Here is a 20,078-nt window from a genome sequence, read left to right on the forward strand (position 1 = left end):
ACGGAGCGCGCGGCCGGCCGTTGAAGCCGCGCGGGGTCGCTCACGAATCCTCGTCCTCGTCCTTCACCTTGCCGTCCTTGATCGTGTTCAGCATCTTCTGCTCGGTGTCCTCGATGTACTTCATCATGTGCCGCTCCATCATCCGCTCGCCAAGTGCCAGACTGGTCGCGTCGTCGAGTTCGCCGCCATGTTCCGGCGTCGGGAACTGCATCACGGCGCCGTTGAGCCGCGGCATCGGATTGTCGCCGGTCGGCATCAGGCTCAGCCGGTCCATCGACGCCTGATCCTCGAGCGTCGCGAAATGACGGGTCACGGAGCCCATGCCGCCGTCCGCGTGTTCCTGCGCATTCGTCTCAGCCTGCCGGCTGCCCGGGCGGCGCGCGGCGAAGCTGCCCGGCATGCGCTCCGGCGGGCCGGCATGGCCGTTGCGCCGCGGCGCGGCCAGGCCGCCTGTTGGCGAGGCGGCCGAAGCCGGGCCGGTTTCGGCGGGCGCCGTGGCGCCGGACGGCGCGGCGGACGGGCGAACGGGGATCACCATAGGGATAAACTCGTCGGATCGGAAGGGCTCGTCCGATTACATAACAATCGGCCGACAGCAGCATCCGTCTGGCGAAGCCGACAACCGAAATCCGAATCTGCCTGATTCGCCTGATTTGTCCGATTCGACAGGCGCACAGCCCGCCGCGCCGGCTTATGCACAGGGACGCGGACGCGGGCGCCTGTGCTCAGCGCCCGCGCAGCGGCGCCCCGGTCACGCCGTTCCAGAGGAACAGCCCCGCCATCAAACACAGAAACACCGGTAGCGACCAGATGTCGGCGTCGAAGTCGATCTCCGCGCTGCCTTCGGGATCGTCCGCGCGATAACGGACCGGCACGCGCTCGCCGGCCGCGAGCGAGCGCCAGGTGCCGATCGCGCGCCGATAACGCCGGCCGTCCGCTCCCTCGAACACGATCTCGGGATGGTGGCCGCCCGCGAGCCGGCGCACCACCGTGCCGGTCGCGACGACCGACGACGCCGAGAACTCGAGGGTCCGGTAGACGCTCGATGCCGCCGCGATCGCCAGGATCACGCCGATCGCGATCAACAGATAGTTCGGATGCCTCATCGCCTGCCTCCCGAAACGAATGCCGCCGCGCCGCGCCCGGCGGCCCACGGTGCCGGCTCATGCGAAAATCACGCTTTTGCCGCGCCCGGCGCGGCCCACGCCATTCGGTTATCAGCCTCAGGAGCTTCTTCATGAACGTCAACGAACAAATCGCCGCGCTGACCGCCGCCGAACTGCAGACGGCCGGCGCCGGCCAGGCCACCGCGATCGCGCTGACGGTGCTGCTGCGCCATCTGCGTTCGCCGCAGCTCGCGCAATTGCTGTCGTCGGCCTTCGAGAACCACCAGGCGGTGATGCTGCAATCGCCGTGGCCGGACCAGATGCTGCACTCGTATGAAGCCACGCGCCGCCTGCTCGAAGGCGCGGCCGGCGTCGAACGACAGGACGACGGCAGCGCCTGACGCCGGTGTCGAGCGCGGGCGCCGCGCCTTGCGCGATGCGCCGCTTTGCTGCGATCATGGACGCGGTCGCGCGCCGCGCGTCCGGCCGCCGCAGTTTCCGCGCGCCCTTTCTTTTCGCTGTCGCCGACGATGCCCACCGAATCCGACAAACCGCGCCGCCTGTCGACCCGCACGCTCAACCTCATCGCCGTGCTCGCCGGCATCATCACGTTCGCGATCGGCGCCGGCTGGGTGATCTACAGCTATATCGTCGACCGCGAGGCGCCCTACTTCGCGATTCCGCTGGTGTTCTCGGTGCCCGTGATCGTCGCCATCGCCATCCGCAGCATCTGGGACTGACGCCCGCACGGGCGGCCGCGCGCGAATCTTTTCGCACCCGTCCGGTCATACGCGCGACGCGACCAGTTCAACCCGCTCCCTCGCCGTATTCCGAATGACCCATCACCCGATCGCCCGCCTGTTCCCTCTTCCCCTGCAGTCGCGGCGCCGCCTCGCGCTGCTGCTGATCGCGTTCGCGGCGGCCATGGCCGCCCTGCTGCCCGGCACCGCGGCGGCCGCGCAAACCGCGCGCGCCTGTGCGAAAGCCCACGCGGCGCACGGCGCGCGCTGCACGGTGCGCCCCGCCAGGCACGTCAAGCCGGCACGGCATGCGAAGGCCCGCCGCAAGCCCCGCCGCCGCGTGGCGCCGAAGCACGGCGCCGTCTCGCACGAGCGGCAGCACCGCCCGCGCACGACGCGCGCCAGAACCGCGAGGCGCAAGCCGCATCCGCCGGCCGGCCGCGCGCGGCGCGCTCCACGGCATGCACGCGCGCCGCAGGCACCGCTTGCCGCGCGCACCGTCGGCGGCGCGAAACCGCAGTTGCTCGCGAGCTGTGGCTATACGCCGGCCACCCGGCGCCTGCTGCACTCACAGGCAATCTACGTGGTCGACGAGCGCAGCGGCACCGTGCTGCTCGAACGCCACGCGAACCAGATCAAGCCGATCGCATCGGTCTCGAAGCTGATGACGGCGGTGGTCTCGCTCGATCGGCGCGTGCCGCTCGCGCATCGGCTGCGCGTCTCCGTCAGCGATCGCGACACGATCAAGTTCACCGGCTCGCGCCTGAAGGTCGGCTCGGTGCTGTCGCGACGCGACATGCTGCACATCGCGCTGATGTCGTCGGAGAACCGCGCGGCCGCGGCGCTCTCGCGCGACTATCCGGGCGGCCGGGCGGCCTTCATCGCCGCGATGAACCGCAAGGCGCGCGTGCTCGGCATGACGAACACGCATTTCGTCAACGCGACGGGGCTCTCGCCGCACAACGTCTCGACGGCCCGTGACCTGGCCCGTCTCGTGTCGGCCGCGGACCGCTACCCGACGATCCGCGCGTTCTCGACTGACCATGCGCAGGTCGTGCATCCCGGCCACGGCCAGCTGAGCTATGTGAATTCGAACGCGCTGGTCCGCGGCGGCGACACGCGGATCCAGCTGCAGAAGACCGGCTTCATCAACGAGGCCGGCCACTGCCTCGTGATCCGCTACCGGATCGGCACGCGGCCGGTGGACGTGGTGCTGCTCGACGCGCCGGGGCCGCACGACCATGTCGCCGACGCGATCCGCATCCGCAACTGGCTGGCCTGCTCGCTGCACTAGCGCGCCGCGTATCCCGTGGATTCGGCGGGCTCGGTGGTTTTGGCGCCTTCAACGCACGACCGCGCGCCCGACCTCGTTGGAGCCCTGCCAGAGCCGATAGCGCACCTCGTAGCCGTCGGGCACGTAGACGACCACCGGCAGGCGGCTGTTGTAGCGCAGCAGGAAACCTTCGCCGCTGGCGATCACGAACGCCGTCTGCGGCGCGGCCGGCGACGCGCAGGCCATCCTGGTGGCCGCCACCGGGCCGACGTCGGTCACGCGATAGTACGGATAACCCCAGCCCTGCACGGTGTCATGCTGCAGGCGCGCCGGAAAGGTGTGGACGTTGCAGTCGACCGGCATCGTCTTGCCGACGATCACCTGCACGCGCAGGTCGTCCTCGAGGTCGGCCGGCGGCAGCGAGATCACCGCGCGCTGCGTGCCGGGCTGCGGAGCCGGGAACATCTTCAGATCGACGGCGGCCGCCGCGGCCGTCGCCGACGAGGCGGCGCCCGGCGCAACGGCCTGCGCGACGGCGAGGCGCGCGCCGCCAAGCGACACGACGGCCGCGGTGAACATGAGGGACAGCCGGAACGGACAACGCATGCGAATCTCCTGATTGACGGATCGAACAAGCGGATCGAATCGGTTGAAACCGGTTGAAACGAGCAGGCGGGCGCGGAATCCGGGCCGGCACGCATCGTCACGACAGCGAAGCGCGGCCGGCATGCCGGTCCGGCCTGCCAGCGGGACCGGATCGGTGCTCGGCGACTTACGCGATTGTAATCTCCCGACACAATTGCTCCCGAACTCGCCGAAGTCGCACCTTTCCTATCATCAGCACTCTGGAGACTCATCATGCTGAGACTGATCGGAACACTCGGAATCGCCGCCGCGCTGGCCGGCTGTGTCGCCGTGCCCGACGGCGGCTACGGCTATTCGCAACCCTACTACACGGATGGTTATGCAGACGGCTATGGCGGCGGAGGTTACGCGCCGGTCTACGGCACCGTGAACGTCTGGGGCGGCGGTGGGGGCTATCGTGATCGCGGTGGCTGGCATGGCCGAGGCGGCGACTGGCACGATCGTGGCGGCGGCGGTGGCGGCTGGCACGGCGGCGGCGGTGGTGGCGGCGGCGGCGGCTGGCACGGAGGGGGCGGTAACGGTGGGGGTGGCAACGGCGGCGGCGGTTGGCGCGCCGGCAGCACCGGCAGCTGGCCCGGCGGCCACGGCGGCGGTGGAGGACGCGGCGGCGGCGGTCATGGCGGTGGCGGTGGGGGGCACGGGCGCTGAACCCGCGTGACCCCACCGACGAGACCGGCAATCGCGCGTGAAGTCTCCGGGCTTCACGCAATAACGCCCTCTGATTTGCAACCGGTTGTGTCGGCGACCGGTTCACGGATCGCACCGATCGCACGTCCGGCGCCCCTCTCCACGTTCCGCATCACGCAAAAAAAGCGCCCGCCCGGTCATGCCGGTGCGGGCGCTTTTCATGGCCTGCCTTATCCGCATCCACCGCGCCGCAGGCCGCCGCAACTGCGGCGGCTTACGGCGCTTGCTCACCATCCCTGCTGCTGGTAGTAACCGGGCGCCGGCTGCGGGCCGCAGGCAACATAAGCGTTGCGATAACCGTCATAGCAGGTGCCCGGCGGCGGGCCGGCATAGGCCTGCTGGTACTGGTACTGCGCGGGCTGCTGGTAGACCGGCTGATAGGCCGGCGCCGCGTAGACCGGCGCGGGCGTCAGCGCCGACGAGACGATCGCGCCGAGCACGGCGCCGCCGATCAGCGCGCCGACCACGGCGCCGCCGCCACCACCGCCGTGACCATGCCAGCGCCCGTGAGCGGAAGCCGGGCCGGCGGCCACGAGTGCCCCGGCGGTAACCAGCACTGCGACGATTTTCTTGTTGATCATGATGCTCTCCACTCGAAGTGGTACGTGATGAGACCCATTGTGGGACGGGCCCGCCGTAACAGGTGCAGCAAGTGGTAACGCCGGATTACGCGCGCCTGACACGCGGCACGGGCGACACGAGCGGCATCGCGGGGTCGCATGCTAGGATTTTCGAACGCCGGAACGCAGCGGCGACACCCCGACCCCGCACCGCCACGCCATCACCATGAATCCCGACACCGCGCACCGGTTCGACACCGAACTCGCCCCCCGCATCGCCGAACGGATCGCGACGATGCTCGGCCCGCGCGTGCGCGTCGTCGCCGTCCCCTACGGCGGCCACGGGCACCCCAGCCAGATCAACGTCTCCAGCACGACGCCCGAACACGTGCGCGGCTTCGACCATCCGCTCGACATCACGCTGACCTGGGACACCGACGAGATCGAGCGGCTCGTCGCGGAACACGACGACGCCCGCTTCGCGCGCTATCTCGACGCGCTGTCGTGCAAGCTGCCGGGCTGGGAAGGCGCGCGCGGCTTCGACTTCGGCTCGCGCACGCAGACCACGCCGCACGTGCTGCTCGGCGGCCTCGATTTCGAAGCGTAAGGCGCCTGCGCGCAGCCGCACGACGGACGCGAAACACGGCTCGTGGATGGCACGCAGGCGGCGGCGCCGGCCCGGCCCGACCACGCGCGCAGCGGCCGCCGTCGCGATCGGGATGCCGGTGATACACTCGCCCGGTCCGCGTCGGCGCGGCCGGCAGGCCCGGTTCGCGGCGGCTTCCCACCGAACTCAGGAGACCGATCACCATGGCTGAATTCCGGCTGCACATCGATGCTTTCGCCGAAGGCGCACTGATGCCGAAAACGCAGGAATACCACCACGCCGGATTCGGCGTGGACGGCGGCAACACCTCGCCCGCGCTGCGCTGGGAAGGCGTGCCGGCCGATGCGAAGAGCCTCGCCGTCACCGTCTACGATCCCGACGCGCCCACCGGCAGCGGTTTCTGGCACTGGGTCGCCGTGAACCTGCCGGTCGGCACCACCAGCCTGCCGGAAGGCGCGGGCAAGGCGGGCGGCGCGGCGCTGCCGGCCGGCGCGGCGCAGGTGCGCAACGACTACGGCGACGACGGTTTCGGCGGCGCGGCCCCGCCGCGAGGCGACAAGCCGCATCGCTACATCTTCCGCGTCCACGCGCTGAAGGTGGACAGCCTGCCCATCACGCCGGACACGACAAACGCGGTGGCACGCTTCATGATCCACCTGAACCAGATCGCGTCGGCCAGCTACACCGGCCTCTACGAACTGAAGTAACCGAACCCGTCGCGCTCACCGACGACGCGCGGCTCCCGGGCCGCGCGCCCCCGCGCCGCCGCAGCCGCCCAACCGGTTGCGCGCGCACCAACCGAACAGCGGCGCCGCCATGCACGCCCGCCCCGCCCGACCAGCCGCCATGAACGCCGACGACAACGGCCTGCCCCTTCCACAACGCTACTGGGCGATCCTCTGCGTCGCGTTCGGCGTGCTGCTCGCCGTGCTCGACGGCGCGATCGCGAACGTCGCGCTGCCGACCATCGCCCGCGACCTGCAGGCCAGCGACGCGGCCTCGATCTGGATCGTCAATGCCTACCAGCTCGCCGTCACGATCTCGCTGCTGCCGCTCGCCGCGCTCGGCGACCGGATCGGCTACCGGCGCGTCTACGTGGCGGGGCTGATGCTGTTCACCGTCTCGTCGCTGGGCTGCTCGCTCGCCGGGTCGCTCGTCTCGCTCGCGACGATGCGCGTGATCCAGGGCTTCGGCGCGGCCGGCATCATGAGCGTCAACACCGCGCTGGTGCGGACCATCTATCCGTCGCGCCTGCTCGGCCGCGGCGTCGCTCTGAACGCGATGGTGGTCGCGCTTGCCTCGGCGATCGGGCCGACGGTGGCCTCCGCCGTGCTCGCGTTCGCGCCGTGGCCGTGGCTGTTCGCGATCAACGTGCCGATCGGCATCGTCGCGATCACGCTCGGCCTGCGCGCGCTGCCCGTCACTCGCGGCCACGACGCGCCCTATGACTACCTGAGCGCGCTGCTGAACGCCTGCGTGTTCGGCCTCGTGATCGTCACCGTCGACAGCCTGGGGCACGGCGTGAACTATGCGCTGGTGGCCGCGGGCGCGCTCGGCGCGCTCGGGCTCGGCTACGTGCTCGTGCGCCGGCAGCTGACGCAGCCCGCGCCGCTGCTGCCCGTCGACCTGCTGCGCATCCCGGTGTTCGCGCTGTCGATCGGCACCTCGGTCGCCTCGTTCACCTCGCAGATGCTGGCGTTCGTCGCGCTGCCGTTCTGGCTTCAGCACACGCTCGGCCTGTCGCAGGTCGAGACCGGGCTCTACATGACGCCGTGGCCGCTCGTGATCGTGGTGGCCGCGCCGCTCGCGGGCGTGCTGTCCGACCGCTACTCGGCCGGCGTGCTGGGCGGGATCGGGCTCGCGCTGTTCGCGGCCGGCCTGCTCGCGTTGGCGATGCTCGACGCGCATCCGGCCGCCGGCGACATCATCTGGCGCATGGCGCTCTGCGGCGCCGGCTTCGGCCTGTTCCAGTCGCCGAACAACCGCACGATCCTGTCGTCGGCGCCGCGCCATCGCAGCGGCGGCGCGAGCGGCATGCTCGGCACCGCGCGGCTCACCGGGCAGACGCTCGGCGCCGCGCTGGTCGCGCTGATCTTCGGCGTCGTGCCCGCGCGCGGGCCGACCGTCGCGCTGTACGCGGCCACCGCGTTCGCGGCGCTCGCCGCCTGCGTGAGCCTGCTGCGACTCGGCGCGCGCGCGCCGGACACCGCGGCCTGAGCCTTCCAGGCGGCCGGCTCAGCGCGCGACCGCGACGCCGTCGGCCGCGAGCGCGCCGAGCACGAACCGGCAGCGCGCCTCGACCTCCACGCACGGCAGCTCGACGAGCCGGTAGCCGAGCTCGCCATAGACCTGCCTCATCACCTCCGCGGTGCGTACCGCCTCGGCGTAATCCTGCTTGCGCTCGGCGTCGCGCGCATAGATCGCGGGCCATGGCGGCGCGAGAAACACCAGGCTTCGATAGCGATAGCGCCGCGCCGCCGCCAGCGCGTGCGGGGGCACGGGCAGCCCGCACAGCGTCAGATAGCCGATCACGTCCGGCACGCCGCGATCGAAGAACACCGGCCCGGCGCCGGGCGCCATCCCGCGCCGGGCCAGCGCATAGGAGCGCATTTCCCAGCCGAGCATCAGTTCCGCGAACGCCGCGCGATCGCGCCACGGCAGCGCCGGCCCGTCGATCGCGACCTGGTCGACGATCACGCCGCGCCCCGCCTCGTCGGTGCGGGCCAGCCCACGCGCGGCCAGCGCGTCGACGAGCGTGCTCTTGCCCGAACCCGGCCCGCCCGTCACGACGAAAAAAGGCGGCGCCCCGGCGCCGCCTGTTCCTGTTTCATCGGCCTCGATGGCCTGTCCGCCGTCACGCATCCGCGGTGCGCCGTCCCGCGCGCTGGGTGACCGACGCGGCCGTCGCCACGCTGCGCAGGTCCGAGACGAACGAATCGCGCCACACCGAGAGATCGTTGCGCTTGAGCGCGGCAAAGTTGCTGCCGTGCCGCTCGCGCCGCTCGCCGAGCGGCATCGACAGCGCGCGCTCGAGCGCTTCGGCCATCTGCGAGAGATCCGCCGGATTGACGATCAGCGCGCCCGGCAGCTCGGCCGCGGCGCCCGCGAACTCGGACAGCACCAGCACGCCGGGATCGTCAGGGTTCTGCGAGGCGACGTATTCCTTCGCGACCAGATTCATGCCGTCGCGCAGCGGCGTCACGTAGCCGACGTGCGCGTGCCGGAACAGCGCCATCAGCAGGTTGCGCTCGTACTTGCGGTTCAGGTACTGGATCGGCGTCCAGTCGAGTTGCGCGAAGCGGCCGTTGATGCGGCCCGCCTCCTGCTCGAGGGTCTGGCGAATTCGCTGGTAGGTCTGCACGTCGGAGCGCGTCGGCGGCGCGACCTGCACGAACGAGACGCGGCCCTGCCAGCCCGAAGCATTGGCCAGCATCCGCTCGAACGCCTGGAAGCGCTCGACCAGCCCCTTCGAGTAATCGAGCCGGTCCACGCTCATCACCAGCTTGCGGTCGCGGATCGCGTCGCGCAGCGAAGCCACCGGCTTGCGCTGCGCGTGCTGGACCGCGGCCTCGGCAATCGCTTCCGGATAGACGCCGATCGGATAGGCGCCGACCTTCACGACGCGGCCGTGGACATGCAGCATCCCGTCCTCGCTCGAGGTGCCGATGCCGCGCCGTTCGATGTAGTCGACGAACGCCTGCTGGTCCGATTCGGTCTGGAAACCCACCACGTCGTAGGCGCACATGCAGCGGATCAGTTCCTCATGCGGCGGCACGGTGCGCAACACCTCCGGCGAGGGGAACGGGATGTGCAGGAAGAAGCCGATCGGATTCTGTACGCCGAGCGCGCGCAGCGCGTGCGCGAACGGCAGCAGGTGATAGTCGTGGACCCAGATGATGTCGTCGGGCCGGATCAGCGCGCGCAGTTGCCGGGCGAGCGTCGCGTTCACGCGCTGATAGCCTTCGTACTCCTGCCGGTCGAAGCGCGCGAGATCCATGCGGTAGTGGAACACCGGCCACAGCGTGGCGTTCGAGAAGCCGCGGTAGTACTGGTCGTAATCACGCCGCGTGAGCCCCACCGTCGCATAGGTGACGTTGCCCTCGCGCACGATCACCGGTTCGCCGGGCTCGCCGACGATCTCGCCGTTCCACCCGAACCAGATCCCGCCCGACTGCTGCAGCGCGTCGAGTACGCCCACGGCGAGCCCGCCCGCCGACGGACGCGTGTCCTGCCCGGCTGCCACACGATTCGAAACCACGATCAATCTGCTCATACGGCCTGACCTCCTGTGCTGGATACCCCGGCGCGTGACGCAGCCGGGTCCCTCCGTCACGAGCATGCGATATGCCCGGCGAGACGGCGCGGATATAACGGTGGACTTGACGGCGACGGCAACCGGCGCGAACGGCCGGCACCGCGAGGCGGATGGAGCGGGGAGACGGCGCGGACGGCCGCCTCACGCGTCCTGCTCGGAACCGAGATCGCGCTGGTAGTCGATCCCTTCGGGGCGCGCGCCGCCTTGGTTATGTTCGCCGTCCGCGGGAGCATCGGACCGCTCGGGCGCGGACGCGGCGGGGCCGGCGGGAAGCGGGCGGCGCGGATCGCTGCCGCCTTCGGGGCGCGGGTTGCGCCGGGCACGGCGCATTGCAGGATGTCTCATCGAGCTGTGCGGCGCATCGCCGTTGAAACAGTGACGAGCCAGTGTAGGCTGGCCCGATCGATGCGAAGGTAACAATTACCTTCAATTTGTAACGATGCGACCCTGCCCCAACGTTTTGTATGACACTGTGCGCCGATCGGCGCCGCAAACGTTTTTTGCCATCCTTTGCAATTCGGATCGGAACATTGCGGAACAATGAGTGCCGGTGCCGCGTGAGCAATCCGGACGCGGCGCATTCCCGACAGGACCGCATCCAGCATGAACTCACGCACCGCTTCGCCCCGGCGGCGGCCCCGCGTCGCGAGCCTCGCGCTCGCCGGCGCCGCGCTGTCGCTGCTGCTCTCCGGCTGCAACTCCCTCTACGGCGAAGGCGCGACTGCCGGCGCCGGTATCGCCGGCGCGGCGGTGGCCGCGAAGGTCACCAACAACGCGGCGGTGGCCACCGGCATCGGCCTCGGCGCGGTGGCCGCGGCGCGCGCCGGCGTGCAGTACACGCAGCGCGTCGCGCACACCTATTCGCAAGGCCAGATCGCCGACGCGGCCGGTCCGCTCGAGGTGGGCGGCGTCGCGCGCTGGGCCACGCACCACACGGTGCCGATCGAGGACGACGAGTTCGGCCGCGTGACGGTCAGCCGCCTGATCAGCGTCGGGCCGCTCGACTGCAAGGAGATCGTGTTCTCGGTGGACAGCGACGCGAAACACGCGGCGGCGGCCGGCGCGGCCTCGGGGGCAACGGCGGCGTCCGCGCCGGGGGCAACGGCGGCGCCCGCCACGCCGCCCGCGCAGTTGGGTTCGTCGTTCTACGTCGCCACCATCTGCCGCGACGGGCCGAAGTGGAAATGGGCCTCGGCCGAACCGGCCACGGCACGCTGGGGAGCACTGCAATGAGCGCGTGGCGCTGCGCGGCCGCCGCCTGCATGCTCGCGGCGGCGGTCGCCACGCTGCCCGGCTGCGGCTCGGTGGGCGCGGCGAGCGGCGCGCTGGCCGGCGCGGCGACCGGGCTCGTCACGGCCAACCCGGCGGTCGGCATCGGCGTGGGCATCGCCGTACAGGCGGCCACCGACGAAGCGGTCAACCGCACCATGAAGCATTTCCAGGCCCATCAGCAGGACGTAATCGCGGCCACCGCGGGTGACCTGGCGGTGGGCGAGACGGCGGCGTGGAAAGTGAAGAACCGGCTGCCGGTCGACAACGGCGAAGGCGAGGTGCGCGTGACGCGCGCGTTCTCGACGCCGCTCGCGCTGTGCAAGGAGTTCGCGTTCTCGGTGAAGGACGGCGAGAAGGCCGACTGGTTCATCGCGAGCGCGTGTCAGGCGCCGCAAGGTCGATGGAGCTGGGCCTCGGCCGAGCCGGCCGTGGCGCGCTGGGGGAGTTTGCAGTAAGGCGGAATGAGGCAGGCAGGAGGCGGACAGGCGCACGCCGTCGCGCGCCGCCGCCCCACCGTCGATCAGGACTCGACGTCCTCGAGGCTGAAGATCTCGGTCTGGTCGTTGTACGAGAAGATCTCGCCGTAACGTCCCCAGTCGATCACCGAGTCGAGCGTTTCCTCGGCCGCGCTGTCTGACAGGAAATCCTCGAGTTCCTGCTCGAAGCGCACGCGCGGCGCGCGATGGCCGGGCCGCTCGTTGAGCACCTTCTTGATCCGCGCCGCGAGCGGCACGTGCCGCAGCAAATGATCGGCGAACATCAGCTTGCGCTCCTGCGTGCCGAACTCGGCGAACACGCGCGCCGGCGGCGTCAGGAACACGTCGCCCTCGCGCACGTCGGCGAAGCCGAGATACTGCAGCACTTCGGCGATCGGGAACAGATCGTCCACTTCCAGATGCAGCGAGCGCGCGATTTCCGGCATGTCGGCGCGGCCATGGTACGGCGCCGCGGCCAGCGTCTCGATCAGGCCGGCCATCAGGTTGGTCGACACCTGCGGCAGCCAGCTGCCGAGTTCCAGCCCCTTCTTGGTCGCCTCGCCCGTCTGGCGCGCCGTCATCTTCGCGTAGATGTCGTCGACGAGGCGGCGGAACGCCGGGTCCAGACGGTTGCGCGGATGCTTGAACGGCACCTTGATCTCGGCGATCACGCGGCCCGGGTTCGACGACAGCACGAGGATCCGGTCGCACATGAACACCGCTTCCTCGATGTTGTGCGTGACGATCAGCACCGACTTGATCGGCATGCGGCCCTGCGTCCACAGGTCGAGCAGGTCGGTACGCAGCGTTTCGGCGGTCAGCACGTCGAGCGCCGAGAACGGCTCGTCCATCAGCAGGATGGTCGGATCGACCACCAGCGCGCGCGCAAAGCCGACGCGCTGGCGCATGCCGCCCGACAGCTCGCGCGGATAGGCGTTCTCGAAGCCGTCCAGGCCGATCAGGTCGATCGCCGCGAGCGCGCGTTCGCGCCGCTCGCGCGCGGCCACGCCGAGCGCCTCGAGGCCGGCCTCGACGTTCTGCAGCACGGTCAGCCACGGGAACAGCGCGAAGGTCTGGAACACCATCGCGACGCCCTCGGCCGGGCCGTTCAGCGGCTTGCCGAGGTAGGTGACGTCACCGCCCGTCGGTTCGATCAGCCCGGCGATGATGCGTAGCAGCGTCGACTTGCCCGAGCCCGAACGGCCGAGCAGGCCGACGATCTCGCCCTCGCGCAGCGACAGGTTCACGCCGTCCAGCACGAGCAGCTCGCCCTGGGTCTTGTTGAAGCCACGGCTGACGTCCTCGACGTTCAGGATCACGTCACCCAGGCGCAGCGGCGCCGGCGTCGGGCCAGCATTCTGGTTTTGCATCGCGTTTCGCTCTCAATGAGTCTTAGTCGAGCCGCAGCTTGGCTTCGGCGTAGGCGTACAGCGGGCGCCACAACAGGCGGTTGAACAGCGTCACGAACAGCGACATGACGGTGATCCCCATGATGATCTTCGGGTAGTCGCCGGCCGCCGTCATCTGCGCGATATAGGCGCCGAGCCCGTGCGCCTCGAACCTCGTGTCGCCCCACTGGACGAACTCCGAGACGATGCTCGCGTTCCACGCGCCGCCCGAGGCGGTGATCGCGCCCGTGATGTAGTACGGCATGATGCCGGGCAGGATCGCCTGGCGCCACCATTGCCAGCCGCGGATGCGGAAGTTGGTGGCGGCCTCGCGGTAGTCGTTCGGGTAGGACGTCGCGCCCGCGATCACGTTGAACAGGATGTACCACTGCGTGCCGAGCACGATCAGCGGCGACAGCCAGATGTCCGGGTTCAGCTTGTAGCGCGCGATCACGATCACGAACACCGGGAACAGCAGGTTGGCCGGGAACGCCGCGAGGAACTGCGCGATCGGCTGGGCCTTCTCGGCGATCGCGGGACGCAGGCCGATCCAGACGCCGATCGGCACCCAGATCACCGAGGCGATCGCGATCAGCAGCACCACGCGCAGCAGCGTGGCGAGGCCGAGCAGGAACACGTGGCCGACCTCGTCGAGCGTCACGCCGGTGCCGACGAACGCCACCACGCGCCAGACCACGTAGGCGGTGCCGAGCAGCACCAGGATCGCCCAGCCGATGTCGGCCGCGCGCGAGGCCCGCTTCTCGACGCGCGGCAGCGCGAAGCGCGCGGCGTCGAAGCTCGGCAGCCGGAACGGCAGCCGAGCCATCTTCGCGAACAGCCAGCCGGCCGGCACCAGCAGCTGGTGGATCAGGCGCGTGCGGCGCACCAGGTCGAGCAGCCAGGATTCGGGCGCGTCGCCCGAGCTGGTGTTCTCCATGCGGAACTTGTCGGCCCAGGCCACCAGCGGGCGGAACAGCAGCTGGTCGTAGGCGAGGATCACCACCGTCATGGTCAGGATCACCCAGCCGATCGCATGCAGGTTCTGCTCGGTGATGGCCTGCGCCAGGTACGAACCGATGCCGGGCAGCGTGATGGTGTGGTTGCCGACCGTGATCGCCTCGGAGGCCACCACGAAGAACCAGCCGCCCGACATCGACATCATCATGTTCCAGACCAGGCCCGGCATCGAGAACGGCACCTCGAGCTTCCAGAAGCGCTGCCAGGACGTGAGGTGGAAGCCGCGCGAGACCTCGTCCAGGTCGCGCGGCACCGTGCGCAGCGACTGGTAGAAGCTGAACGTCATGTTCCAGGCCTGGCTCGTGAAGATCGCGAAGATCGCGGCCAGCTCGGCGCCCGCCACGCGGCTCGGGATCAGGGCGAGGAAGAACGTGACCGTAAACGAGATGTAGCCGAGCACCGGCACCGACTGCAGGATGTCGAGGATCGGCACCAGCACCATGCCCGCGCGGCGGCTCTTGGCCGCCAGCGTGCCGTAAACGAGCGTGAATACGAGCGAGGCGACCATCGCGGCCAGCATGCGCAGCGTGGTGCGCAGCGCATATTCGGGCAGGTTCGCGGGATCGAGCGAGATCTTCTGGGTGGAGAGCGTGGCGATCGGCGCCATCGTCTCGTGGAAGCCCACCGCCGCCATCGCGATCACGCAGAGGATCAGCGGAAAGGCGATGAAGTCCCAGCGGTTCGGCAGCACGCGCCACGCCGAGGCGTTCGCGATCCGGTTCGGATTGAAACCAAAGTCCATCAGGCGCCCTCCCCGGTACGGCCGTTCGAGTCAAAGATTAAGGGCATCATGCACACACGACTCATGGTAAGGCGCGAAGCGCGGCGTTTCGTTATGACTGGCAATCGCGAATCGAGGCCACCGCTGCCCCGTCCGCCCCACCTCCCCGTCGTCGGTGAACCCGCCCGACGCGACGACGGCACGACACTACTACAACCCCTGTTTCAGGCACAAGCTTCCGGTGCGCAACGTGCTGATATCCACCGCGAATCGTGGAGAAATCGACCCAAAAACGGGTGGATCGCGGGGATTTTGAAAGAACTCGCAAGCGGGCTGCAACATGAGCGCGGCCGTGCAAGGGCGAATTATGCCGCGATCCGGCACGCGGCGAAACCCGCCCGGGCGCGGATGCAACAGCGGCGGCGCGCGTGTCCCGCGAAACGCGGGCAAACAGCCGCAGCGAAGCAGGTATGATCGGGTTTGCTTCGCAAGAACGAACGTCTACATGCAGGAGGGCTGAATGGCAGGAAATCTGGTTATCGTGTGCCGGGATCAGGACGCGGACGCGTTCTACACGCTGATGCAGGAGTACGGTGCGTTCCAGGCGCGGCTGTCGTCTACCGCGTGGTATCTGAACATGAACATCGTGCCGGAATCGCTGCAGGACGAGATTCTCGAGCGGCTCGGCAAGTACACGACGCTGTACATCTTCGAGACAACGAGCGTCACCTACAACACAATCGACAGCCACGCGGCGGAAACGCTCGGGTCGCTGTTCGGCGAGTAATTCGACAAGCCGGCACGGCGCGCTGCCGCGCCGTGCAACCACGCTGGCACCCGCTGGCACCGGCGGACACCGGACCGCACCGCCGCGCAACGGGACACGCCGCTCCCGCCCCGAGCCGGCCGGCTCAAGCTCCCACGGATTCGCGTCCGGGTTTCGGCACCACGTCGAACGGGAACACCATCGCGACCCGCAATCCCCCCTGCTCCTGATTGCCGATCCGGCACGCCCCGCCGACGCGCTGCACGAGCCGCTCGACGATCGCGAGCCCGAGCCCGCTGTGGCCGTTGCCGCCGCGCGCCGGATCGAGCCGCACGAACGGCCGCGTCGCGTCGGCCAGGTCGCGCTGCGCGATGCCCTTGCCATGGTCGCTGACGCTCAGCAGGTAGCCCTCGCCGGTCCGCTCGGTGTCGATCCGCACCGGCGGCGCCCCGTAGGCGTGCGCGTTGTCGAGCAGGTTGGAGAGGATCCGGTCGAGCGTCGCGGCGGGCAGCCGGAACCCGCTGCCGGCCGCAAGCGCGATCTCCACCGGCGGCGCGTTCGGCGCGACCGCGCGATAGGTGCGCGCGATCCGCTCGCAGGCCTGATCGACCTCCACCACCTCGCTGCGATCGGCGCCGCCATGCGCGAACACGAGAAACTGGTCGACGATGTGCGACATGGAATCGACGTCGCGGACCACGCCGTCGCGCAGCCGCATGTCGTCCATCATCTCGGCGCGCAGCCGCATCCGCGCGAGCGGCGTGCGCAGGTCGTGCGCGACGCCGGCCAGCATCACGGCGCGATCGTTCTCGGCGCGCGAGACCTGCTCGACCATCTGGTTGAAGCCGCGCGTGAGCTGGCGCAGCTCGCGCGGGCCGGCCTCGCGCACCGGCGGCACCGTCATGCCGCGGCCGAAGCGGCCCACCGCGCGCGCGAGCGAACGCAGCGGCTGCTGCAGCTGCCACGCGGCGAACAGCGCCGCCATCACCGCGGCCGAGAAGATCGTCCCGAGCCAGAGCAGCATGCGGTCGCGCGAGCGGCGCGGGCGCAGCGGCTGCGCCGGCACCACGATCCAGTCGCGGTCGTTCGGCTCCTTCACCCACAGCACGGGCGGCTTGCCCGGCTGGCCGAAGCGCACTTCGGTGCCGGGCGGCATCCGATCGCGCAGATCCTCGAGGAAACGCTTCGGCGGCGGCGGCATGTCAGGGTCTTCGCGCGGCACGTCGGCGCTGTCGGGCGGCACGATCCGCACGCGCGAGGGCAGCGGCTGGTCCGGCGTGCGCTGCTCGTGCTGGCGCACGGCGTCGACCAGGAACGCGGCCTCCTCCACCGCGTAGCGCATCTGCGATTCGTTGCGGTCGAGCCGGATCGCCAAGTACCACGCGAAGTGCGACAGCAGCAGCACGCCCACCACCAGCAGCGCGAGCCGGCCAAACAGCGAATCAATGGGTCTGCGCATGGGCCTCGCCGTTGGGCACGAACACGTAGCCGCGGCCACGCACCGTCTGGATGAAGCGCGGCGTGGACGGATCGCTTTCCAGGATCCGCCGCAGGCGCCAGACCTGCACGTCGATGCCGCGGTCGGTGCCGTCGTATTCGGGGCCGTGCAGCAGTTCGAGCAGGCGCTCGCGCGTGAGCGTGCGCAGCGCGTTGTTGACGAAGATCTTCAGCAGCGCGAATTCGCTGCTCGACAGCGTGGCGGGCCGGCCGTCCACCGACAGCGTGCGGGCCTGGAAATCGAGCACGAAGCGGCCGAACGCATAAGGCTCGCGCTGCTCGGGCGCGGCGGCCGACGGCGTCGCGCGGCGCCGGCGCAGCACCGCCTGGGCGCGGGCGAGCAGCTCGCGCGGGTTGAACGGCTTGCCGAGGTAGTCGTCGGCGCCGAGTTCGAGGCCGACGATGCGGTCGACGTCGTCGGCGCGCGCGGTCAGCATGATCACCGGGATATCGTCGCCGGCCGCGCGCAGCTGGCGCAGCGCGGTCAGGCCGTCGACGCCCGGCATCATCAGGTCGAGCACGATCAGGTCGGGGCGTTCGCGCTCGAGGCGCTTCTCGAGCGAGGCGGCGTCGTGCAGCACCGACACTTCCATGCCCTGGCGCACGAGATAGTCGCGCAACAGGTCGCGCAGTTCTTGGTCGTCGTCGACGATGAGGATCTGGGTAGTCATGGCGTGAAGTTTACCGTGCGGGTTGGCGGGGCCGGCTGAAACATCCGGAGGAATGGGTTACTGGGAATTACCGCGCAAGCCGGATGTAATGCGCGGTAACCGGGGACAGCGTCGAGGTAACACGGACCTCGGGGCGCTTGGCTAGGCTGCGTCTTACCGATGCGGACGGCGCCGGCAGCTTCGAATACCGCACCGCCACGTCGACTCACCCATTCGATCAGGAGTCACCGCAATGTATAAGAAGACGTCTCGCATGGCTATCGCAGCCGCCGCCGTACTGGCCCTCTCGTTCGGCGCCGCCGCCCGGGCCCAGACCGCCAGCGCCCCCACGCCGCCTGCCGGCGCGCATGGCGGCCCGGACCACCACTGGCACCACCACGGCGGCCCCTACGCCGTGTTCAAGCGCCTGCACGACCAGCTGAGGCTGAACGCGCAGCAGGAACAGCAGTACCAGGCCGCCGAAGCCACCTCGAAGCAGAATCACCAGGCGATGCGCCAGAGCTTCGAGCAGGCGCGCTCGCAGTTCCAGGCCGCGCAGAACCAGCCGATCCTCGACCTCGACGCGCTGCACAGCGCGCGCCAGCAGGCGGAACAGCAGAACACGCTGCTTCGCGAGCAGACCGAGCGCGCCTGGCTCGCGTTCTACGACGGCTTGAACGACCAGCAGAAGACGACCGTGAGCGCCGCGCTCAAGCAGCAGTTCGCGAACATGAAGGCGCGCCACGAGCAGATGAAGGCGCACTGGCAGCAGCGCCACGCGGCACAGGCGCCGGCGGCCTCGCAATAAGCGCCGCCGCGCCTCGGCGCACCGGCCGGCCCGCGGCAGCGGCGCCGGCCGGTTTCGTTTTCGCGCCGCGCGGTGCCGGCGGCGTGGTGAATCCGCCACGACCCTGCTGCGCGCAGCAAGCGGCCGGCTTGGGCGGCGACGGCAGCATCCTCTGCCGCAACCGCATCCCCCGGGGCGGCGCGTTGCCTGCCTTGGGATCGCTCGGCGCCGGCCCGGCCCGTGGCCTTCCGCCGACAATGGCGCCGCGTCCGCCCGCCCTCGTTCGTCCATGACGCCCCGTCCGCGGCGGCACCGCGCCTCGCCGCCCGCCGCCCGCCGCCCGCCGCCCGCCGCCCGCCGCCATCATTGTTGACAATCCCGCCGCTCCACCCGCCCGCGCCCCGCGTTACGATCCGCGGCGCCGGCCCGCGCCACGCGGCATGCCGCTCCACCCGCGCCCGGCACCGGTTAGCGCAGACCCCGAATCGAGATTCGACCTTGCGCGCCGCCGGCTCGGGTAAAATACCGCCCTTTTGGCCGGCCGGCCCCCGCCCGCCCGATCGCCGAAGCTGCCGACACCGAATTTTGACTGACTAGAATACGGCCGGCGCGATGCGGGCGAAGGCCGGCGCGCGGCAGTCGCAAGAGGAATCAGATGAAGAAGCTCGCCCTGTGCGCAGCGCTCGCCGTGGCGGCGAGCGGCGCCGTCGCGAAGGAGTGGAAGACGGTCCGGATCGGCGTCGACGCCAGTTACCCGCCGTTCGAATCGGTCGCGAAGAACGGCGATATCGTCGGCTTCGACGTCGACCTGACGAAAGAAATCTGCACGCGCATCGCCGTGCGCTGCACCTGGGTCGCGCAGGATCTCGACGGGATCATCCCGGCACTGAAGGCGCGCAAGTTCGACGTGATCGTGTCGTCGCTGACCGTCACCGACAAGCGCCGCGAGCAGATCGACTTCTCGGACAAGCTGTACGACGCGCCGGCGCGGATGATCGCGCCGGCCGGCTCGCCGCTGCTGCCCACGCTCGCCTCGCTCAAGGGCAGGCGCGTCGGCGTCGAGCAGGGTTCGACGCAGGAAACCTACGCGAAGACGTATTGGGAACCCCACGGCGTGACGATCGTGCCGTACCAGAACCAGGATCAGGTCTACGCCGATCTCGGGACCGGTCGGCTCGACGCCGCGCTGCAGGACGAATTGCAGGCCGACTACGGATTCCTGCGCACGCCGCGCGGCAAGGGTTTCGCATGGGCCGGCCCGGCAGTGACGGATCCGAAGACGATCGGCGACGGCACCGCGATCGGCGTGCGCAAGGAGGACACGGATCTGAAGGCGAAGATCAACGCCGCCCTCGCCGCGATGCACAAGGACGGGACTTACGACAGGTTGTCGCATAAGTACTTCTCGTTCAGCGTGTATTCGGCGAAGTAACCACGTTTCGGCCGGGCCTGCCGCCGCGCGTCACCGCGCGCGGCGGCGAGCCCGGCACGAGGAAGTCGCCAGCCGCCCGGCGGAATCACCGGACGGCCCGACCCACATGCACGGGGCGTGCCGCCCGACCCGCGGCACG

23 protein-coding genes are annotated in these 20,078 nt (G+C 70.0%); 12 read left to right on the forward strand and 11 right to left on the reverse strand.

Translation table 11 applies throughout. The features are described 5' to 3' along the window. Positions 1–40 precede the first annotated feature (40 nt). Together bpln_RS14180 and bpln_RS14185 are read right to left on the reverse strand one after the other, a co-directional pair. Entirely contained in the window at positions 41–538 is a 498-nt protein-coding gene (locus tag bpln_RS14180) for a hypothetical protein (protein ID WP_244131958.1), read from the reverse strand. 187 nt (positions 539–725) lie between these two features. After that, positions 726–1,106 carry a DUF3592 domain-containing protein gene (locus bpln_RS14185; RefSeq protein ID WP_052498347.1) on the reverse strand — a complete coding sequence of 127 codons (381 nt, stop codon included), beginning with the start codon at positions 1,104–1,106 and terminating at the stop codon, positions 726–728. Between the two features lie 131 nt (positions 1,107–1,237). On the opposite strand from bpln_RS14185, the gene bpln_RS14190 reads away from it, so the two are divergent. From bpln_RS14190 to pbpG, 3 genes are all read left to right on the forward strand, one after another. Then, positions 1,238–1,507, forward strand: a complete 270-nt coding sequence (locus tag bpln_RS14190) for a hypothetical protein (RefSeq protein WP_042625710.1) — start codon at positions 1,238–1,240, stop codon at positions 1,505–1,507. Between the two features lie 129 nt (positions 1,508–1,636). Further along, positions 1,637–1,846 carry a hypothetical protein gene (locus bpln_RS14195; RefSeq protein WP_042625711.1) on the forward strand — a complete coding sequence of 70 codons (210 nt, stop codon included), beginning with the start codon at positions 1,637–1,639 and terminating at the stop codon, positions 1,844–1,846. 94 nt (positions 1,847–1,940) lie between these two features. Continuing rightward, entirely contained in the window at positions 1,941–3,140 is a 1,200-nt protein-coding gene (gene pbpG, locus bpln_RS14200; RefSeq protein WP_063891228.1) for a D-alanyl-D-alanine endopeptidase, read from the forward strand. A gap of 48 nt (positions 3,141–3,188) precedes the next feature. Here the strand turns inward: pbpG and eco are convergent, their stop codons facing one another. Continuing rightward, positions 3,189–3,725, reverse strand: a complete 537-nt coding sequence (gene eco, locus bpln_RS14205) for a serine protease inhibitor ecotin (RefSeq protein WP_055139113.1) — start codon at positions 3,723–3,725, stop codon at positions 3,189–3,191. A 252-nt stretch (positions 3,726–3,977) separates the two neighbouring features. Between eco and bpln_RS36705 the strand changes: the two genes are divergently transcribed. After that, entirely contained in the window at positions 3,978–4,412 is a 435-nt protein-coding gene (locus bpln_RS36705) for a hypothetical protein (protein WP_082465289.1), read from the forward strand. A gap of 266 nt (positions 4,413–4,678) precedes the next feature. Here the strand turns inward: bpln_RS36705 and bpln_RS14215 are convergent, their stop codons facing one another. Then, a complete protein-coding gene (locus bpln_RS14215; RefSeq protein WP_055139115.1) occupies positions 4,679–5,032 on the reverse strand; it encodes a hypothetical protein in 354 nt (117 codons plus the stop codon). A 205-nt stretch (positions 5,033–5,237) separates the two neighbouring features. On the opposite strand from bpln_RS14215, the gene bpln_RS14220 reads away from it, so the two are divergent. The 3 genes from bpln_RS14220 to bpln_RS14230 all read left to right on the forward strand — a co-directional run bounded on the left by bpln_RS14220 (position 5,238) and on the right by bpln_RS14230 (position 7,835). Continuing rightward, a complete protein-coding gene (locus bpln_RS14220) occupies positions 5,238–5,618 on the forward strand; it encodes a DUF5594 family protein (protein WP_042625713.1) in 381 nt (126 codons plus the stop codon). A gap of 203 nt (positions 5,619–5,821) precedes the next feature. After that, complete coding sequence (locus bpln_RS14225) at positions 5,822–6,325, forward strand: YbhB/YbcL family Raf kinase inhibitor-like protein (RefSeq protein ID WP_055139116.1); 504 nt, start codon at positions 5,822–5,824, stop codon at positions 6,323–6,325. A gap of 139 nt (positions 6,326–6,464) precedes the next feature. After that, a complete protein-coding gene (locus bpln_RS14230; protein WP_042625715.1) occupies positions 6,465–7,835 on the forward strand; it encodes an MFS transporter in 1,371 nt (456 codons plus the stop codon). 18 nt (positions 7,836–7,853) lie between these two features. Here bpln_RS14230 and bpln_RS14235 read toward each other — a convergent pair whose 3' ends face one another. The 3 genes from bpln_RS14235 to bpln_RS37775 all read right to left on the reverse strand — a co-directional run bounded on the left by bpln_RS14235 (position 7,854) and on the right by bpln_RS37775 (position 10,278). After that, the gene (locus bpln_RS14235) at positions 7,854–8,480 is read right to left on the reverse strand and encodes an AAA family ATPase (protein WP_082465291.1); all 627 of its coding nucleotides are present in this window, start codon (positions 8,478–8,480) and stop codon (positions 7,854–7,856) included. Next, positions 8,473–9,891, reverse strand: a complete 1,419-nt coding sequence (otsA, locus tag bpln_RS14240) for an alpha,alpha-trehalose-phosphate synthase (UDP-forming) (RefSeq protein WP_055139117.1) — start codon at positions 9,889–9,891, stop codon at positions 8,473–8,475. Before otsA ends, bpln_RS14235 begins: the two co-directional genes overlap by 8 nt. A 183-nt stretch (positions 9,892–10,074) precedes the next feature. Further along, complete coding sequence (locus bpln_RS37775) at positions 10,075–10,278, reverse strand: hypothetical protein (protein ID WP_042625717.1); 204 nt, start codon at positions 10,276–10,278, stop codon at positions 10,075–10,077. Between the two features lie 258 nt (positions 10,279–10,536). Here bpln_RS37775 and bpln_RS14250 point away from each other — a divergent pair, with 258 nt between their 5' ends. Continuing rightward, on the forward strand, positions 10,537–11,166 hold the full coding sequence (locus bpln_RS14250) for a hypothetical protein (RefSeq protein WP_055139118.1): 630 nt from the start codon (positions 10,537–10,539) through the stop codon (positions 11,164–11,166). Beyond that, positions 11,163–11,660 (forward strand): hypothetical protein, encoded by a 498-nt coding sequence (locus tag bpln_RS14255; RefSeq protein ID WP_042625719.1) that lies wholly within the window; start codon positions 11,163–11,165, stop codon positions 11,658–11,660. Before bpln_RS14250 ends, bpln_RS14255 begins: the two co-directional genes overlap by 4 nt. 65 nt (positions 11,661–11,725) lie before the next feature. On the opposite strand, the gene bpln_RS14260 is transcribed toward bpln_RS14255, so the two are convergent. Then, positions 11,726–13,051, reverse strand: coding sequence for an ABC transporter ATP-binding protein (locus bpln_RS14260; protein ID WP_055139119.1), 1,326 nt, complete (start codon positions 13,049–13,051; stop codon positions 11,726–11,728). A 22-nt stretch (positions 13,052–13,073) separates the two neighbouring features. Continuing rightward, entirely contained in the window at positions 13,074–14,828 is a 1,755-nt protein-coding gene (locus bpln_RS14265) for an ABC transporter permease (protein ID WP_042625721.1), read from the reverse strand. A 499-nt stretch (positions 14,829–15,327) separates the two neighbouring features. Between bpln_RS14265 and bpln_RS14270 the strand changes: the two genes are divergently transcribed. Continuing rightward, positions 15,328–15,594 (forward strand): double-stranded DNA-specific endonuclease, encoded by a 267-nt coding sequence (locus tag bpln_RS14270; RefSeq protein ID WP_042625722.1) that lies wholly within the window; start codon positions 15,328–15,330, stop codon positions 15,592–15,594. Positions 15,595–15,718: 124 nt separating this feature from the next. Here bpln_RS14270 and bpln_RS14275 read toward each other — a convergent pair whose 3' ends face one another. Further along, positions 15,719–17,032, reverse strand: coding sequence for an ATP-binding protein (locus bpln_RS14275; protein ID WP_055139120.1), 1,314 nt, complete (start codon positions 17,030–17,032; stop codon positions 15,719–15,721). After that, a complete protein-coding gene (locus bpln_RS14280; RefSeq protein WP_042625724.1) occupies positions 17,016–17,741 on the reverse strand; it encodes a response regulator in 726 nt (241 codons plus the stop codon). Before bpln_RS14280 ends, bpln_RS14275 begins: the two co-directional genes overlap by 17 nt. 232 nt (positions 17,742–17,973) lie before the next feature. On the opposite strand from bpln_RS14280, the gene bpln_RS14285 reads away from it, so the two are divergent. Then, positions 17,974–18,528 carry a periplasmic heavy metal sensor gene (locus tag bpln_RS14285; protein ID WP_042625725.1) on the forward strand — a complete coding sequence of 185 codons (555 nt, stop codon included), beginning with the start codon at positions 17,974–17,976 and terminating at the stop codon, positions 18,526–18,528. Between the two features lie 634 nt (positions 18,529–19,162). Next, the gene (locus tag bpln_RS14290; RefSeq protein ID WP_042625726.1) at positions 19,163–19,939 is read left to right on the forward strand and encodes an ABC transporter substrate-binding protein; all 777 of its coding nucleotides are present in this window, start codon (positions 19,163–19,165) and stop codon (positions 19,937–19,939) included. The last annotated feature ends 139 nt before the right edge of the window (positions 19,940–20,078 follow it).

Origin of the sequence: Burkholderia plantarii (genome assembly GCF_001411805.1) — a bacterium.
Lineage (GTDB): Bacteria > Pseudomonadota > Gammaproteobacteria > Burkholderiales > Burkholderiaceae > Burkholderia > Burkholderia plantarii.

Coding starts and splice junctions, on each gene's coding strand:
- bpln_RS14180 (WP_244131958.1), bottom strand. CDS start 538: ATGGTGATCCCCGTTCGCCCGTCCGCCGCGCCGTCCGGCGCCACGGCG.
- bpln_RS14185 (WP_052498347.1), bottom strand. CDS start 1,106: ATGAGGCATCCGAACTATCTGTTGATCGCGATCGGCGTGATCCTGGCG.
- bpln_RS14190 (WP_042625710.1), top strand. CDS start 1,238: ATGAACGTCAACGAACAAATCGCCGCGCTGACCGCCGCCGAACTGCAG.
- bpln_RS14195 (WP_042625711.1), top strand. CDS start 1,637: ATGCCCACCGAATCCGACAAACCGCGCCGCCTGTCGACCCGCACGCTC.
- pbpG (WP_063891228.1), top strand. CDS start 1,941: ATGACCCATCACCCGATCGCCCGCCTGTTCCCTCTTCCCCTGCAGTCG.
- eco (WP_055139113.1), bottom strand. CDS start 3,725: ATGCGTTGTCCGTTCCGGCTGTCCCTCATGTTCACCGCGGCCGTCGTG.
- bpln_RS36705 (WP_082465289.1), top strand. CDS start 3,978: ATGCTGAGACTGATCGGAACACTCGGAATCGCCGCCGCGCTGGCCGGC.
- bpln_RS14215 (WP_055139115.1), bottom strand. CDS start 5,032: ATGATCAACAAGAAAATCGTCGCAGTGCTGGTTACCGCCGGGGCACTC.
- bpln_RS14220 (WP_042625713.1), top strand. CDS start 5,238: ATGAATCCCGACACCGCGCACCGGTTCGACACCGAACTCGCCCCCCGC.
- bpln_RS14225 (WP_055139116.1), top strand. CDS start 5,822: ATGGCTGAATTCCGGCTGCACATCGATGCTTTCGCCGAAGGCGCACTG.
- bpln_RS14230 (WP_042625715.1), top strand. CDS start 6,465: ATGAACGCCGACGACAACGGCCTGCCCCTTCCACAACGCTACTGGGCG.
- bpln_RS14235 (WP_082465291.1), bottom strand. CDS start 8,480: ATGCGTGACGGCGGACAGGCCATCGAGGCCGATGAAACAGGAACAGGC.
- otsA (WP_055139117.1), bottom strand. CDS start 9,891: ATGAGCAGATTGATCGTGGTTTCGAATCGTGTGGCAGCCGGGCAGGAC.
- bpln_RS37775 (WP_042625717.1), bottom strand. CDS start 10,278: ATGAGACATCCTGCAATGCGCCGTGCCCGGCGCAACCCGCGCCCCGAA.
- bpln_RS14250 (WP_055139118.1), top strand. CDS start 10,537: ATGAACTCACGCACCGCTTCGCCCCGGCGGCGGCCCCGCGTCGCGAGC.
- bpln_RS14255 (WP_042625719.1), top strand. CDS start 11,163: ATGAGCGCGTGGCGCTGCGCGGCCGCCGCCTGCATGCTCGCGGCGGCG.
- bpln_RS14260 (WP_055139119.1), bottom strand. CDS start 13,051: ATGCAAAACCAGAATGCTGGCCCGACGCCGGCGCCGCTGCGCCTGGGT.
- bpln_RS14265 (WP_042625721.1), bottom strand. CDS start 14,828: ATGGACTTTGGTTTCAATCCGAACCGGATCGCGAACGCCTCGGCGTGG.
- bpln_RS14270 (WP_042625722.1), top strand. CDS start 15,328: ATGGCAGGAAATCTGGTTATCGTGTGCCGGGATCAGGACGCGGACGCG.
- bpln_RS14275 (WP_055139120.1), bottom strand. CDS start 17,032: ATGCGCAGACCCATTGATTCGCTGTTTGGCCGGCTCGCGCTGCTGGTG.
- bpln_RS14280 (WP_042625724.1), bottom strand. CDS start 17,741: ATGACTACCCAGATCCTCATCGTCGACGACGACCAAGAACTGCGCGAC.
- bpln_RS14285 (WP_042625725.1), top strand. CDS start 17,974: ATGTATAAGAAGACGTCTCGCATGGCTATCGCAGCCGCCGCCGTACTG.
- bpln_RS14290 (WP_042625726.1), top strand. CDS start 19,163: ATGAAGAAGCTCGCCCTGTGCGCAGCGCTCGCCGTGGCGGCGAGCGGC.